Here is a 13,870-nt window from a genome sequence, read left to right as displayed (position 1 = left end):
CGGCGGATGGCTCTATTTTTTATTTAAATTCGAATCGAAGTGCCCCTTTTTCAAGATAGAGCGCGGCATCGAACGTCTTGTCCCCTTTTTTGAACGTGTGCACGTTCGATTGCCCGCCGTTAATCATCTGTTTCAGTTCATCTTTGGCAATTCCGACGCCGAGTACTTGTTTCGACATCGTAAACTTGCAACCTTCGCGATAGCCGCTACAACCGATGAATTTCGCATGCTCGACGAGTCCTTTGCCACAGCTCGGGCAGACGCCGAACGATGCTTTCGGCCGCGCCGCCGACTTCTTCCCGAAACGTCGTGCTTCAATCGTATAGCCTTCCGGGTTCGCCGTCTCGACTCGCGCTTTCGCCTCTTCGACGAGATGAATCGACATCTTTTTCGCCTGGTCGATAAATTCGGCGGCCGAAGCCGATGCCTGCCCGATTTCGTTGAGACGTTTCTCCCATTTGGCCGTCATGGCCGGTGAAGCAAGGATACTGTCACCGAGCACGTCAATCAACAAGCGTCCTTTATCGGTCGGGACGAGCTCTTTCTTTTGCAGGTCGACATAACCCCGCTTCTTCAGTCCGTCGATAATATTGGCTCGTGTCGCCTCGGTTCCAAGCCCTTCGACTTCTTTCATGATGTGAATCAGTTCTTCATCATCGAGCTGCTTACCGGCCACCTTCATCGCCATGATGAGCGCGCCTTCTGTATACCGTTTCGGTGGCTCCGTTTGTTTCGATAATACTTCGACTTTCTTTTCCGTCAACGGCTCCCCGAGTGTGAGCGCCGGGAGTTCGACGTCTTTGGACTTCATCTCGACGACTTGACGATAGCCGGCACTGACGACGACCGTCCCTTTTGCCCGGTACAGGTCGTCGCCGTCCATAAGGTCGACCGTCGTTTTCTCAAGCTTGGCCGGTGGAGCGAAAGCAGCGAGAAAACGTCGATTGATTAAATCATATAGTTTCGCCTCATCCCCGCTAAGTCGGGCCACATCGCCACACGCCTCGGTCGGGATGATCGCATAGTGATCACTGACCTTTTTCGCGTTGACGTAGCGGCTGTTCCGGGACGGGTTCTCGGTCAACACGTCTTTCAACTCGGCATAGGCCGCCGACTTCAATAGCCTTGCTTTCGTCTGTGGGAACAACGTCGCCTCGTCCGGTGTGACGAAACTTGAGTCAGTTCGCGGATAACTGATCCATCCTTTCGTATATAGCTTTTGAGCGATGTCGAGCGTCTTCTTCGCCCCGAAGCCGAACCGCTTGCCGGCTTCGGCCTGCAAACCCGATAAACTGAACCAGAATGGTGGGTGTTCCGTCTTCTCTTCCTTATCGATCGATTGAACGACCGCTGTTCCGGTCGCTCGGCTGACGACCGCGTCGGCTTGTTCGCGAGTCTTTAGTTTCGTCGTCTTACCGAGCGTGTATTTCGCTTTGAACGTGCCGCGTCCTTTTTGAAGCGTCGCCTCGACCTCAAAATACGGCTCTGGGACGAACTGTTTAATCTCACGTTCGCGATTGACAATCAAAGCGAGCGTCGGAGTCTGGACACGGCCTAGTGAAAACACGTCCTCGACGCCGATCGTCTTCAACAGCGTTGTATACGCTCTTGATGCGTTCATGCCGACGAGCCAGTCGGCACAGGCGCGACTCATTGCTTCGTGATAGTACGGGACCGTCTGGTCGCCTGGTAGCAGTGCGGCGAATCCACGGTCGACCGCCTGCTCGGTCAAACTCGAGATCCATAGGCGCGACAAAGGTTTTTGATTGCCGGCGAGCCGTAAAATGAGACGGACGATGGCTTCTCCTTCCCGCTCGGCATCGGATGCGATGATGACGTCGGTGATGGACCGGTCGTGCAGCCATTTCTTAATCGTCTGGAACGGTTTCGACTTGCCTTTCGAGATGCGATAGTCGAATCGGTCCGGCACGATTGGGAGCGACTCATATTTCCACGACTTCCATTCCGGCTTATAATGGGACGGTTCTTGCAGCTCGCATAAGTGACCGACCGCCCAGACGACGATGGCGCCTTCTGGGAACCGGTCACATGAAGCGATCTCAATCTCGTCTTTTTTCTTTTTTGATGGATACGGCGCAGCCAGTTTTTGGGCCTGCGACGGTTTCTCCGCAATAATTAATCTCATAGGATCCCTACTTTCACAGTCATCCGAAATCTCGTCGGAAAGACACTTTCGAGAAAGAATGTATTTTCTTATCTATTCTATAATATCATTAGAAGAGTATGTAAAACATAAAGGGGGATGTCTCTTGTCTTATCTTATCTTATTCGCCGCCGTCTTCTTCTTATCGACGAGCGTCTTGTTCGTCAAATGGACGTCCGCACCGGCCGAGACGGCCGCGTTTTACCGTATGCTGATCACGTGCCTGATGTTGTTGCCCTTCGTCGATTTCAAGTCGCTCCTCGGGACACGACTCATGACTCGATATGCCTTGCTCCTCAGCGGGACGTTGCTCGCGTTCCATTTTTGGCTCTGGTTTTTATCGCTCGATTATACAACCGTCGCCAGCTCGACGCTGTTCGTCACTTCGAGCCCGATTTTTGTCTTAATCGGGAACGCCTTGATTTTTAAAAAGAATCCGACCCGGAAAGGGTTAGCCTTCGCGCTCATCGCTGTCTTCGGAGGTATGCTTGTCGCGGCAGGCGACATTCAACTCGGACGTGAAGCGCTGTTCGGGGACTTGCTCGCTTTAATCGCCGCTCTGCTCATCGCCGGCTATTGGCTCGTCGGCCAACACGTCCGGACCGAGATGAACACGAATACATACTCGTTCAGCGTCTATCTCGTCGCAGCGGTCGTCCTCTGTTTCATGCTTCTCGTCCGGGGGACGACGTTCACCGCGTTCGAATCAGTCAACTGGTGGTATTTCCTCGCCCTCGCCTTCTTCCCGACGATTTTAGGACATAACTTGTTCAACTATGCGCTCGCCCGTGTCAGTGCGACCGTTGTCAGCATCACCATCCTTGGCGAGGCATTGTGGGGCATGCTTTTCGGGTTCGTCTTCTTCGACGAGCGTCTCGGCGTGATGCAATGGGTCGGTGCGGCCGTCCTGCTCGGCGGAATTTACTTGTTCCTAAAAGAAGACGCCCGCTCCACAAGAACGGACGTCGCTTCATAAATTGGTTGCTTTCGCTTCGATTTCGTCTTCTGACGGGCGGAATAAGAGCTTGCGATCCCAAACAGCCATCCCGACCGCTGTCAGGAAGGTCATCGCATCAGCGATTGGGAACGCGAGCCAGACACCGAATACGCCGAAGAAGTTCGGCAGGATGAAGACGAGTGGAATCGTATAGAGCGTCTGCCGCGACAGCGACAAGAACATCGCGACCCGAGCCTTCCCGAGTGATTGGTAGATGCCGTTGACGAGCATTTGCACACTCGGGAGGAACGAGACGGCGAACAACACATGAATCGCCGTCACACCGCCGGCAATCAAGTTGGCGTCGGTCGTGAACATGCGAATCAGTTGTTCCGGAATCAACTGGAGCGTCAACCAGATGATGACGGCGATGGCAATTCCAGCCCGCATTGCCGTCCAAATCGTTTCCCTCATCCGGTCGAATTGTTTGGCGCCGAAATTGTAACCGACAATCGGCTGCATGCCTTGGACGATACCCATAATCGGCATCCCGACGAGCGCCATGAATTTATTGATAATCGCAAAGATGGCAAGTTCCTCGGTCCCGCCGTACGTTCCGAGCATGACGTTGACCCCGACGAATAAAATCGACTGGGAGACCATCATGATGAACGAAGATGAGCCGATCGCCATAATCTCCTTCAATTCGCCGAACCGTAATCGAAACTTCCGCCATTGGAAATCGAGCTCGGTGCGGCGATTTTTTGAGAAGAAGAAACGGAGCATGAGCACAGACCCGACGACTTGAGCGAGTGCCGTCGACCAAGCGGCCCCGTAAATGCCCCAGCCGAACGTGAAGATGAATAGCGGCGTCGTCACCAAGTTGACGACAACGGTCGTGAGCATCACTTTCATCTGATAAGGCGCCTGTCCTTCAGCCCGTACCATCGCGCTCGCCGCGAGTGTGAACATGAAGAACGGAGAGCTAATGAGCACGACCGATAAGTATTGTCGGCTCAGTTCCATGATGGCCGACGTCGCTCCGAACACTTTCAAGATGTCATCCAACATGAAAAAGGCGGAACTGACCGCAAAAGCGGCGAACACACCGACGAGGACGAGCACGTTCAAAAACGTGACGGCGGCACCGGCATCGTCGCCTTTGCCGAGTTTCCTTGAACTGATGGATGCCCCGCTCAACCCGACAGCGCTCGAGACGGCCATAAGAATCATTTGAATCGGAAAGGCGATCCCGATGGCAGCCACGGCAGTCGACCCGATGCCACGGGCGACGAAGATTGTATCAATGATATTGTACAGTGCCGTCACCAGCATCCCGATCATTGCCGGTAGCGACAGTTTGAACAGCAGGCGTCCGATTGGATCGGTCCGGAGCTGCTCCGTATTCTGATTCATGCTTCCATCCCCTTTGTCGTCTATGTTAACAGGTTAGCAAGATTGGATGGAACGGTCGACTATGTTGTCTTGCCGGATGTGTCAGACCGGGCTCGGCACAGGTGTGTTCACGACGCCGGCTTTTCGCTTGCGCATGATGAAATCGGTCGCGACCGGTTGCTCGACCTTGACACGTACCGTCATCATCGCCTGGTTCGCCGTCTCGAGGCTTTCTCCCGACTCATCGTACAGCTCATCGATGCGCTGCGAGAAACGGACGAAGCCGGGACCGAAGAACTCGACTTCTTCCCCGCGCCGAAAATGGTTTCGTTGCTCGAGTGTCGCTATTTTTGTCGTCGGTTCATACGCGATGACGCGTGCCGCGAATGCATATTGCGGGATGGCGCGCGGCTTACCGAATAGTTGCTCGTTCTCGGTCGGGACGCCGTAATAGAATCCGGTCGCGAGTTCTCGTTGTGCCGCTTTCCAGATTTCTTCTTCCCACGCCGGATTAAACTCGAAGCCCTCGGGGTCATTACAGTACGCGTCGATGACTTGACGATAGACGTTACAAACGGTCGCCACATAGTGAATCGATTTCATCCGTCCCTCAATTTTCAAGCTGTCGACGCCAGCGTCGACCAAGTCCGGAATGTGACGTACCATCGCCAAGTCGACCGAGCTCATCGAGAACGGTTCCTCGTCGCGTGCTGCCATCTCGTCAGTCAACAGTTCGTCCGCCTCAAAGAATCCGTACTTCCAACGGCACGACTGGGCACAGCCACCCCGGTTCGCATCGCGGAGCGCCATATGGTTCGATAAGGTGCAACGTCCCGAGTACGAGATGCACATCGCCCCATGGACGAACGTCTCGATTTCGACATCGACTTGCCGTTTCATCTCTTTGATTTCTTCCATCGATACTTCGCGGGCGAGAACGATTCGCTCCAATCCTTCCTCTTGCCAAAAGCGGAGCGTCTCATAGTTCGTCGCTGACGCCTGCGTCGACAAATGGACCGGAAGTCCCGGCGCATCCGTGAGGCATACCTCAATCATGGCCGGGTCGGACACGATGACGGCATCAATGCCGATATCGCGAAGCTTGCAAAAGAACTCGCCCGCGCCATCGATATCGCCTTCATGGGTCACCATATTCGCGGCGACATACACTTTTGCCCCGCGCGCATGGGCGAACGCGACGCCTTCGGCCATCTCGTCATACCCAAAATTGCCGGCCCGAGAGCGGAGTCCGAACTGTTGTCCCCCGATAAAGACCGCATCGGCCCCATACAAAATCGCCATCTTCAATTTTTCTAAGTTGCCGGCCGGTGCTAATAATTCTGGACGTTTTTTCATCTCAATCCCTCACTTGATCTCTTCTGGATTTCGTAACAATAGTCCCGTCCCGAGCCGGAATTGTTCCGGCTGCAGTTCGGCGAGACGCCGTTCCATGACGAGACGGTCGAATCGACCGTTCAATAAATCTGAGCGGGCCTTATCGAACAAGCGGACGATATCAACGAATGCATCACCCGCGTGCCAACCCTCGAGCTTCCACGTGTGTAGGCCGCCTGTTATTAAAGTGGGCAGTTGTCCCATAAGCGTCAAATCCTCAGAGAACACATGCGTCCCGTTTTCGTCTTCATACACCGGATAGCGGCTGTCCGCATCCGATGGTTCGCTCACATAGTATTCGCGTGCTTCTGCCAACGTGTTCGATCGGCCAATCTCATTGAAGTAGTTCGTCAAGAGCGGACGTTTCGAATGATGGATACACGTCGGTCCGTACACTTGGACTTCGACCGGCAATCCGATTTGCTGTTGAATCAGCCCGAGTTCAGTCAACGTCACTTCACGGGCCGCGATTGCCCCGATTGCATCGCGTTTGCCCCAAAATTGAATGTGTCGTGCCGACGTGACGAGCGTTTGAGCATCATACCAATAGGGGATATTTGCATTACGGATTAAGCGGATGGCGCCCGGGTCACCGGCCGTCACACTGTCAACCCCGATTGTTTTTAAAGCCGATAAATAGTCAGGCAGCGTCTCAATCTGATGATTGTGCATCAAATTATTGACGGCGACGGTCACTTCTTTGCCATAACGGTGGGCAATCGCTGTGACTTCTCGCACAGCCTCCAACGACCAGTCTCCCTTCTGGCGTAACCCGTATGTTGCTTCTCCGATATAGATGCGGTCAGAGCCCGCCATAATCAGCGCTTCTGCTTGCTCGACGCCCTGTGCTGTAGTCACTAGCTGTATCATCATCTGGTTTCTTCTCCTCACTTTGTGAGTCTAATCACATATTCTTGCTATACTCTAGCATACGTTTTGACGTCGCGGCCGAGCAGGAATTTAACAACTCGTGAAGAAATCAGTAACAATGTATGACTTTTTATATCGAAGGAGTGGACGATTTTGACAAAAACAGCCTTAATTACTGGAGCCTCGACAGGAATCGGACTCGATCTTGCCGTGTTAGCGGCCCGGGATGGATTTGATTGTATCCTCGTGTCTCGCAACGAGCCTCGGTTGCACGAATTAAAAAAAGTACTGGAGAAACGTTACCGTGTCAGCGTACACGTCTTCGCCCTCGATTTGTCTGAACACCAAGCCGTAAAACGATTGACGAGTGCAATCGCCGATGCCGGACTGACGGTCGACTTTTTAATCAACAATGCCGGTTTCGGAACGGCCGGCGAGTTTATCGAGCTCGATGCCGAGACCGAGGCCGAAGAGGTCCGTTTGAACGTCAACGCCTTGACCGAATTGACGAAAGCTTATTTGCCGGGCATGGTGGAACGGAATCATGGCTATGTGTTGAACGTCGCATCGGTCGCCGCCTTCCAACCTGGTCCGTATATGGCGGTCTACTACGCGACGAAGGCCTACGTGTTATCGCTCACCGAGGCGCTCCATGCCGAAGTGAAAGGAACAGGCGTGCACGTGAGTGTCCTCTGTCCAGGTCCAACCGATACCGGATTCTTCAATCGGGCCGGCAGCGAGATGATGGTGTCAAAAATGCCGTCTCATCTCGTCGCTTTCTTCGGCTATAAAGGCGTCATGACCAACAAACGCGTCATCGTGCCGGGTGTGTCGAACCAACTGCTTGTCGCCGCGGCCAAGCTCATGCCACGCGCAGTCAGCCTTGAGATTTTGCGCCGCTTCCAAAAACCATCAGATGCTGGATCGGAAGACGTCTCGACGATTTAACCCATGTATGCACGTTAAAAAAGGAGGAGGTCCCCCGGGGGACTTCCTCCTGCTTTATGTGATTTGATTATGACCGCGCCAACTGAATCATGCGCCGGATGAGTGTTATGCCTGGAATACACACCATCAGTGTCGTCGCCACGACGACCGACCAAGCCAAGGTGCTTTCGAGGGTGAGCGCCCGTTCCGTCAGCCCGCCGAGGACGCTTCCACCTTGGACGGTCAAGACGATCATGAGTGCCGGCCAAACGCTGGCCCCGAGGATACTGAGCATCCCGTAGCGCGTCCGTAGCAGCCGACGTGACATCAAAAACAGATTGAGCCCCATAAACAACAGTCCGATGAAAAGAAACCAACCGATTTCAACCAGATTGACGTATCCGCTCATGCACGTGTCACCTCACTCGTGTGATACCTACTTGTTACCCGTCTTCCCGCACAAATATGCGAACGAACAAGTCATGCAACAAGACGAGGAAGACGGCGTTCCCGATGCCGTGGGCCACATCGAACGGTAGACTGAGCACGAGCAGTTTGACGAAGTCGGCCCCGATGACCTCCGCGAACGAAAGATTGGCCGTCCAGCCGAAGAGAAAACCGGCCCCCAGACCTACGAAAGCTAGGAGCCACCGCGAGTGACGAAGCAGTGGTTTAAGTAAAATGACGACGAGTACGACGAGAAGCCATCCTAAAAATTGAAACAAGACGAACGGACCGAGTCCGAGCAACAGTCCCGATAAAATCGGGACGAACAACGCCAGCATCGCGGCGCTCGTGAACCCGAAATACAAGGCCGTCAACATGAGCAACGCCGTCGACGGTTGCACGTTCGGGATGGCCACGAATAACCAGCGCCCGATGACGGCAAGCGCGAGAATCTGTGTCAGAACGGCAATCGGGATGTCCGTCCGCTCAAATCTTGACATGATCCCCGCCGCAATGATTAGGATGAGGACGTATGTGACCATAGCGCACTCCGTTTCCTATACTCGGCTAAATCGCCATCGAAAACAATCGTACCGTTCGACAGGCAAAGGATGCGGTCTGCCGCCTGAATCAGTTGCTCATCATGCGTCGCACACAAAACATGTGCTGTCATGGCTTTCTCGGTTAACGCTCGTTCAAACTGAGAGCGCTCTTGCTCGGTCAAGCCCACGCTTGGCTCATCCAACAAGAACAGCGAAGCTTCGGAATCGAAGACGGCCTGCAGTTGAGCGACGCGACGATTCGCCGCATGCGGGAACGGGCCGTACTCTTGCTCGGCCGGTAAATAAACCGGCCGCTCGGCCCATTTAACCTTCCCATACAAGGGACGCACGCTTTTGGCAATCAATTCGAGCAACGTCGATTTCCCGCTCCCGTTCGTTCCGATACAGATGGTCAGTCCTGCCTGCTTCGCCTCGTATGACACATGCTCGACCGCATAGGAAGCCTGCAACGGATGGCGATAGGACACGTCCGTCACGACAAGTTGGGGCTGATTCATGGTCGGATTGACGTGAAACGGGTCGGATGGGGTATGTTCGCGCGCCCTGTCCGTGTATGCAATCCGAACGCCGAGCCCGGTCAACCTGCTGAGCAACATCGTCAAATGCTCGACCCGAAACCGATCCAAATGTCGAAACGGCTCGATTAAGACGATCGCCTCGGATGAATCGGCCAGGGCGTGAGCGATTCGGACGAGTTGCCGTTCCCCACTTGAGCACTCGTCGAATCGCTTATGAAATAGATGATCGATTTGAAGAATGGCAGCCAGTTCGGCTCCTCGCAGGGCGTCACTCCCAGAAATGAGTGTTGCGACTTTCCCAGCAAGCGGAGTGTCGAGGCGAACGACTCGCGCTTGTTCTTCCCTCACCCACTCCTCGAATTCATCATGTCCGTCTGCCAAGGATAACCAACGCATCGCGCACCCCTCCCTTCGTCAAATATGGATACAGAAGCCAAACAACCGGTGTGACCATAGCCGCAGTCGCCCCGAAACTAGCGAGGACGAGGCATTGGCCCCAGTCATGTCGTTCGAAGCGTCTCATCCGATTCGTCACATATACCGGCTCGAGGCGTTGGCTGTCGATACCGACGACGACGGCCTCTTGCCAGTCACGTCGCGGATGACTGGCCAACGATAAACGGACCGCCCGTTCCATCGTCGGGACGAGCGCCCAACCGCCGTATAGCAACCTTGTCGAACGGGGCCATTTGTTCAAGAACGGCAATAAGCGCTCGAGGCGCATGAATCGATTGACCCAAATCATACCGAACAAAAAAGTCGCGAGTGGAATCAATTGATTTGTGACACCACCGAGCGAAATCCGCCACCCGAGAACGAACGGGGCAAGTGAAATCAATAAGAACGCGAGGATAACACCGAGCATCGCCAGTGGAAACCGTCGTTCCATGAGTAACAAACCGAACAGACCGAGGAGGAGCCAAATCGAGTCATTCAAGTATGTCAACACGTACAAATGGACGAGTAAGAAGAAAAGGAGCGTGACCGGATGTCTGCGCTCCCAATCTGCCTCATTCGAAGAAAGAAATCGCATCTTCTTCGAACCGCCATTGAATGATGTCGGTCGATTCGACTTTTTTGGCTCCGGCGCCTTCATCGCCCGGGCTACCATTGAAGGCGTAAACCCAGCCTGAGGATTGTCCGGCCGACTTCTCTTCAATCCCGTCAACGGCCGTGACATAAGTCATGTCTCCGTCGCCGACCGATTCAATGTCAAGCTCGGTCGCTTCAAGGGCATCGAGTACCGTCGCCCCTTCTTCTAAGCAGACACTCTTCTCATTGAACAGCGTCTCTTCGGTCGCCGCATTGTAAACAGAAATCGTCGGCTCGACATCACAAGCCGCTTCCTCGGTCGATGTCGTATCTCCTCCGCATGCGGTCAAAAGCGGGACAAGTAAACTCATCAGAAGCAATTTTTTCATAAATCAGTCAAATCCTCTCGTTGATGGATAGAGTAGTTGTATAGAATCGTGTATTTCTCACCCGTCGTCCGCCCTTGCTCGCTCAATCCCGACAATTGAATGCTGTTGGCGAGCACCGGCTCGCGTTGCAACCAGAACTTGACGAGGCGATTATCCCGATTGATCATGAGCATCGACTCATTCTCGAACGTGTACATGTCGTACAGCCCATCGAATGAGAACTGGAGGAACGGGGCATCGACTTGTGTCGTGAATTCAGACCAGGCCGGTTTCCGGATCGCGTCGAGCATATGTTCAAAGTCGACGAGTTTCTCGAAGAACGCACTTCCCGAGTCCTTATTCAATTCATCGACTTGACGATACGTCAGCTCGCCCGATTCGTCGTAGTTGATTCGAATCTGTTGATACGAATTTGCGCGTTCGACCATGAGCAAATATTCGAGCGAACGGAGTTCACCGTCCTCGCTGAAAATCATTTTGCTTCGGTCGAGTTTGATGGACTCACTGTTGATTCGGCGCAGAATGTTGTCCGTCATCTCGTCAAACGTCTCGTCTTGAATCGACACCGTTCCAATCTGTTGTGACTCGGCCCGGAATTCGGATTGATCAAAGAGTGGGACGAACAAGAGGACGATGAAGAAAAAGAATCCGACGAGCGCCCCGTACCATTTATAGCGGCTATTGCGTTTCGGGAAGAATAAGAACGACATCAGGAATCCGATTGGAATATGAAAGCCACCAATCGGGAATGAAACGATCCCGAGCAATGAGAAAAATAAAAATTTGATAAGAAAGTTTGGTTCCGGTTCTTTCAGTTGATTTAAGCGTAAACCTAGCAACGTACTGATGACGAAAAAGCCTAGCCATACGTATAGTTGTACTGTCACGTTAATCCCCCACTGTAAACTCGAAGAAGTCAGTCGCTACATGGCTGTCTGGAAACACGGTGCGCACTTCATCCACAAACGCCTCGTCTCGACCTTGATAGCGGGCCGAGATATGCGTGACAATCAAACGGCCAACTTGCGCCGTTTTTGCGAGCGTTGCCGCCTCAACTGTCGTCGAGTGGCCGTATTGACGGGCGAGTTTCGCCTCTGCTTGCATGAACGTCGCTTCATGAACGAGCACGTCGACGCCAGTGGCGAGGATGGCTGCGTTCGGACAAGGGACCGTATCGCCTAGAATCGCCACGACCGGTCCGGGAACCGCGTCAGTGACGTATTCTTTAGAGGCGTACGTTTTCCCTTCAAACTCGAACGTGTCAGACTGCTTGATCGTCCGATAAATCGGTCCGCTCGGGATGCCGAGCGCCTTCACTTTTTCGACGAGCAATGCGCCCGGTCGTTCCGGCGCTTCGATGCGGAATCCATAAGACGGAAAGCGATGTTCAAGCCGTCTGACCGTGACGATGTGCCCGTCCTGTTCGAACGTATCGCCGTCCTCGTACTCGACAATCGTCAAATCATAGCCGAGATAAGAACCGGTTACTTTCATCGTCAACTCGAGCCATTTCTTGATGCCTTTCGGTCCATACAAGGTGAGCGGGCTCGATCCGTCGAGCGCCGAGCGCGTCGACAGAAACCCGGGCAGACCGAAGACGTGATCCCCGTGAAGGTGTGTCACCCAGACGGCTGAGACTTTGCGCGGCTTGACTTTCGTATGCAACATTTGGTGCTGGGTCGCCTCGCCACAATCGATAAGCCACGTCTGTTTCGCAAGCGTAAGTGCCAACCCCGAGACGTTCCGTTGTTTCGACGGCATACCGGAGCCAGTTCCTAAAAATTGTAACTTCATAAATAATATTGTCCTTTCTTGTCGTCCATTCCATGCTATACTGTAGGCAATCGTTGAAAAAGGATGTGATCCGTGATGAAGAAAGTTGAACATTCCGACTCGATCTATCAACAGATCCGGGAACGGGCGACTTCAATGAATCGCAAACACCAACAAGAATTAGGCACCTCAATCCTCATTCACGACATAGCGATGGAACTTCACTGTTCAGACGAACTCGTTTTAGAATCGTTGGAGTTCGCCGCATAATAGCTCGAACACATAGGAAGAGCCGACATCACGTCGGCTCTTTTTCATTTCGTTTTAGGTGTCGCGACGAGCTCGACAATTTGAACGACATATTCAACCAACTTGTACAGTTCGACGAGTGGCATACGCTCGTTCGTCGTATGAATTTCTTCATATCCGACAGCAAGGTTGACGGTCGGAATCCCACCGCCGGCAATCACGTTGGCGTCAGAACCGCCGCCCGAATGCAAGATTCGAATTGGACGGCCAATCGCTGTCGCGGCTGCTTTCGCCACTTCGACGACTTCGTCCCCTTCTTCGAACTTAAAGCCTGGGTACATGATGTCGATGTCGACTTCCGCACGTCCGCCATGTTCTTCAGCTGCGTCAAGATACGCTTGTTTCATCGCTTCGGCTTGTGCTTCCATTTTTTCATGAATCAATGAACGCGCCTCGGCGAGGACTTCGACGTAGTCGCAGACGATGTTCGTGGCACGGCCGCCTTCGAAGCGTCCGATGTTTGCCGTCGTCTCATCATCGATGCGACCTAACTTCATCTTCGCGATTGCTTTCGCCGCGATTTGAATCGCCGATACACCTTTTTCCGGGGCTACACCGGCATGAGCCGTCTTGCCATAGATTTTGGCGTTCACTTTCGCCTGAGTCGGTGCTGCGACGATAATGTCGCCGACCGGGCCATCCGAATCGAGCGCGAATCCAAACTTCGCATCAATTTTCGAAAGATCGAGCACTTTTGCCCCGACGAGCCCAGATTCTTCTCCGACTGTGATCACGAACTGGATTTGACCGTGTGGAATCGCTTGTTCCGTCAACACGCGAACGAGTTCGATCATCGCCGTCAATCCGGTTTTATCATCCGCCCCGAGGATGGTCGTCCCATCCGTCACGACGTAACCGTCTTGAATACTCGTCTTGATCCCTTTACCAGGTGTGACCGTATCCATATGCGCCGTGAAATAGATCGGGTCGACGCCTTGTTTCGTCGCCGGTAGCGTAATAATCAAGTTGTTACCTGAATGAGCCGTTTTCGTCGACGCATCGTCTTCATAGACGTCGCATCCGAGCTCTGTGAAGACCGCCTTTAAATGCTCACAGATGACTGCTTCTTCTTTCGTCTCTGAGTCGATCCCGACCAGTTGTAAAAATGTGTCAAGCACTCGTTTCTCGTTTACCATGAAAACATCCCTCCA

General features: G+C 53.4%; 15 protein-coding genes. 3 read left to right on the top strand and 12 right to left on the bottom strand.

Annotation, left to right across the window (positions count from 1 at the left end; all coding sequences use genetic code 11):
- Positions 1–19 precede the first annotated feature (19 nt).
- Positions 20–2,146 carry a DNA topoisomerase III gene (locus ACZ2GZ_RS06470; protein WP_214714686.1) on the bottom strand — a complete coding sequence of 709 codons (2,127 nt, stop codon included), beginning with the start codon at positions 2,144–2,146 and terminating at the stop codon, positions 20–22.
- Between the two features lie 124 nt (positions 2,147–2,270).
- Here ACZ2GZ_RS06470 and ACZ2GZ_RS06465 point away from each other — a divergent pair, with 124 nt between their 5' ends.
- Positions 2,271–3,140: a DMT family transporter gene (locus tag ACZ2GZ_RS06465; RefSeq protein WP_029595301.1), complete on the top strand. Its 870-nt coding sequence runs from the start codon at positions 2,271–2,273 to the stop codon at positions 3,138–3,140.
- Here ACZ2GZ_RS06465 and ACZ2GZ_RS06460 read toward each other — a convergent pair.
- From ACZ2GZ_RS06460 to ACZ2GZ_RS06450, 3 genes are all read right to left on the bottom strand, one after another.
- Positions 3,135–4,517 (bottom strand): MATE family efflux transporter, encoded by a 1,383-nt coding sequence (locus ACZ2GZ_RS06460; protein WP_470295587.1) that lies wholly within the window; start codon positions 4,515–4,517, stop codon positions 3,135–3,137. The two genes, ACZ2GZ_RS06465 and ACZ2GZ_RS06460, sit on opposite strands and share 6 nt — an antisense overlap.
- 81 nt (positions 4,518–4,598) lie before the next feature.
- On the bottom strand, positions 4,599–5,852 hold the full coding sequence (locus ACZ2GZ_RS06455) for a peptidase U32 family protein (protein ID WP_021067661.1): 1,254 nt from the start codon (positions 5,850–5,852) through the stop codon (positions 4,599–4,601).
- A gap of 9 nt (positions 5,853–5,861) precedes the next feature.
- The gene (locus ACZ2GZ_RS06450) at positions 5,862–6,764 is read right to left on the bottom strand and encodes a peptidase U32 family protein (protein ID WP_470295586.1); all 903 of its coding nucleotides are present in this window, start codon (positions 6,762–6,764) and stop codon (positions 5,862–5,864) included.
- 150 nt (positions 6,765–6,914) lie between these two features.
- Between ACZ2GZ_RS06450 and ACZ2GZ_RS06445 the strand changes: the two genes are divergently transcribed.
- Entirely contained in the window at positions 6,915–7,709 is a 795-nt protein-coding gene (locus tag ACZ2GZ_RS06445; protein WP_021067663.1) for an SDR family NAD(P)-dependent oxidoreductase, read from the top strand.
- Positions 7,710–7,776: 67 nt separating this feature from the next.
- On the opposite strand, the gene ACZ2GZ_RS06440 is transcribed toward ACZ2GZ_RS06445, so the two are convergent.
- Genes ACZ2GZ_RS06440 through rnz form a run of 7 tightly spaced genes read right to left on the bottom strand, consistent with a single transcriptional unit; the run spans position 7,777 to position 12,431 of the window.
- Positions 7,777–8,097 (bottom strand): hypothetical protein, encoded by a 321-nt coding sequence (locus tag ACZ2GZ_RS06440; protein ID WP_131471241.1) that lies wholly within the window; start codon positions 8,095–8,097, stop codon positions 7,777–7,779.
- A 34-nt stretch (positions 8,098–8,131) separates the two neighbouring features.
- Complete coding sequence (locus ACZ2GZ_RS06435; protein ID WP_242678912.1) at positions 8,132–8,635, bottom strand: hypothetical protein; 504 nt, start codon at positions 8,633–8,635, stop codon at positions 8,132–8,134.
- Positions 8,636–8,652: 17 nt separating this feature from the next.
- Complete coding sequence (locus ACZ2GZ_RS06430; RefSeq protein ID WP_214830027.1) at positions 8,653–9,612, bottom strand: ATP-binding cassette domain-containing protein; 960 nt, start codon at positions 9,610–9,612, stop codon at positions 8,653–8,655.
- Positions 9,581–10,249, bottom strand: coding sequence for a hypothetical protein (locus tag ACZ2GZ_RS06425; protein WP_131471244.1), 669 nt, complete (start codon positions 10,247–10,249; stop codon positions 9,581–9,583). Before ACZ2GZ_RS06425 ends, ACZ2GZ_RS06430 begins: the two co-directional genes overlap by 32 nt.
- Positions 10,227–10,637 carry a DUF4430 domain-containing protein gene (locus ACZ2GZ_RS06420; protein ID WP_214756503.1) on the bottom strand — a complete coding sequence of 137 codons (411 nt, stop codon included), beginning with the start codon at positions 10,635–10,637 and terminating at the stop codon, positions 10,227–10,229. The genes ACZ2GZ_RS06425 and ACZ2GZ_RS06420 overlap by 23 nt, the downstream gene beginning before the upstream one ends.
- Positions 10,634–11,524 (bottom strand): hypothetical protein, encoded by an 891-nt coding sequence (locus tag ACZ2GZ_RS06415; protein ID WP_470295585.1) that lies wholly within the window; start codon positions 11,522–11,524, stop codon positions 10,634–10,636. Before ACZ2GZ_RS06415 ends, ACZ2GZ_RS06420 begins: the two co-directional genes overlap by 4 nt.
- A 1-nt stretch (position 11,525) precedes the next feature.
- Complete coding sequence (rnz, locus tag ACZ2GZ_RS06410; protein WP_131471245.1) at positions 11,526–12,431, bottom strand: ribonuclease Z; 906 nt, start codon at positions 12,429–12,431, stop codon at positions 11,526–11,528.
- 75 nt (positions 12,432–12,506) lie between these two features.
- On the opposite strand from rnz, the gene ACZ2GZ_RS06405 reads away from it, so the two are divergent.
- Entirely contained in the window at positions 12,507–12,680 is a 174-nt protein-coding gene (locus ACZ2GZ_RS06405) for a hypothetical protein (protein WP_021067671.1), read from the top strand.
- A gap of 44 nt (positions 12,681–12,724) precedes the next feature.
- Here the strand turns inward: ACZ2GZ_RS06405 and ACZ2GZ_RS06400 are convergent, their stop codons facing one another.
- Positions 12,725–13,855 (bottom strand): M20/M25/M40 family metallo-hydrolase, encoded by a 1,131-nt coding sequence (locus tag ACZ2GZ_RS06400; protein ID WP_029595289.1) that lies wholly within the window; start codon positions 13,853–13,855, stop codon positions 12,725–12,727.
- Between the last annotated feature and the right edge of the window lie 15 nt (positions 13,856–13,870).

This window comes from Exiguobacterium sp. KKT215 (genome assembly GCF_055635335.1).
The sequence above is the reverse complement of the archived record's forward strand: the minus strand, read 5'-3'. Positions and strand labels throughout refer to the sequence as shown.

What these genes read in the sequence shown, in the direction of transcription:
- ACZ2GZ_RS06470 (WP_214714686.1), bottom strand. Translation starts at nt 2,146, where the DNA reads ATGAGATTAATTATTGCGGAGAAACCGTCGCAGGCCCAAAAACTGGCT.
- ACZ2GZ_RS06460 (WP_470295587.1), bottom strand. Translation starts at nt 4,517, where the DNA reads ATGAATCAGAATACGGAGCAGCTCCGGACCGATCCAATCGGACGCCTG.
- ACZ2GZ_RS06455 (WP_021067661.1), bottom strand. Translation starts at nt 5,852, where the DNA reads ATGAAAAAACGTCCAGAATTATTAGCACCGGCCGGCAACTTAGAAAAA.
- ACZ2GZ_RS06450 (WP_470295586.1), bottom strand. Translation starts at nt 6,764, where the DNA reads ATGATGATACAGCTAGTGACTACAGCACAGGGCGTCGAGCAAGCAGAA.
- ACZ2GZ_RS06440 (WP_131471241.1), bottom strand. Translation starts at nt 8,097, where the DNA reads ATGAGCGGATACGTCAATCTGGTTGAAATCGGTTGGTTTCTTTTCATC.
- ACZ2GZ_RS06435 (WP_242678912.1), bottom strand. Translation starts at nt 8,635, where the DNA reads ATGTCAAGATTTGAGCGGACGGACATCCCGATTGCCGTTCTGACACAG.
- ACZ2GZ_RS06430 (WP_214830027.1), bottom strand. Translation starts at nt 9,612, where the DNA reads ATGCGTTGGTTATCCTTGGCAGACGGACATGATGAATTCGAGGAGTGG.
- ACZ2GZ_RS06425 (WP_131471244.1), bottom strand. Translation starts at nt 10,249, where the DNA reads ATGCGATTTCTTTCTTCGAATGAGGCAGATTGGGAGCGCAGACATCCG.
- ACZ2GZ_RS06420 (WP_214756503.1), bottom strand. Translation starts at nt 10,637, where the DNA reads ATGAAAAAATTGCTTCTGATGAGTTTACTTGTCCCGCTTTTGACCGCA.
- rnz (WP_131471245.1), bottom strand. Translation starts at nt 12,431, where the DNA reads ATGAAGTTACAATTTTTAGGAACTGGCTCCGGTATGCCGTCGAAACAA.
- ACZ2GZ_RS06405 (WP_021067671.1), top strand. Translation starts at nt 12,507, where the DNA reads ATGAAGAAAGTTGAACATTCCGACTCGATCTATCAACAGATCCGGGAA.
- ACZ2GZ_RS06400 (WP_029595289.1), bottom strand. Translation starts at nt 13,855, where the DNA reads ATGGTAAACGAGAAACGAGTGCTTGACACATTTTTACAACTGGTCGGG.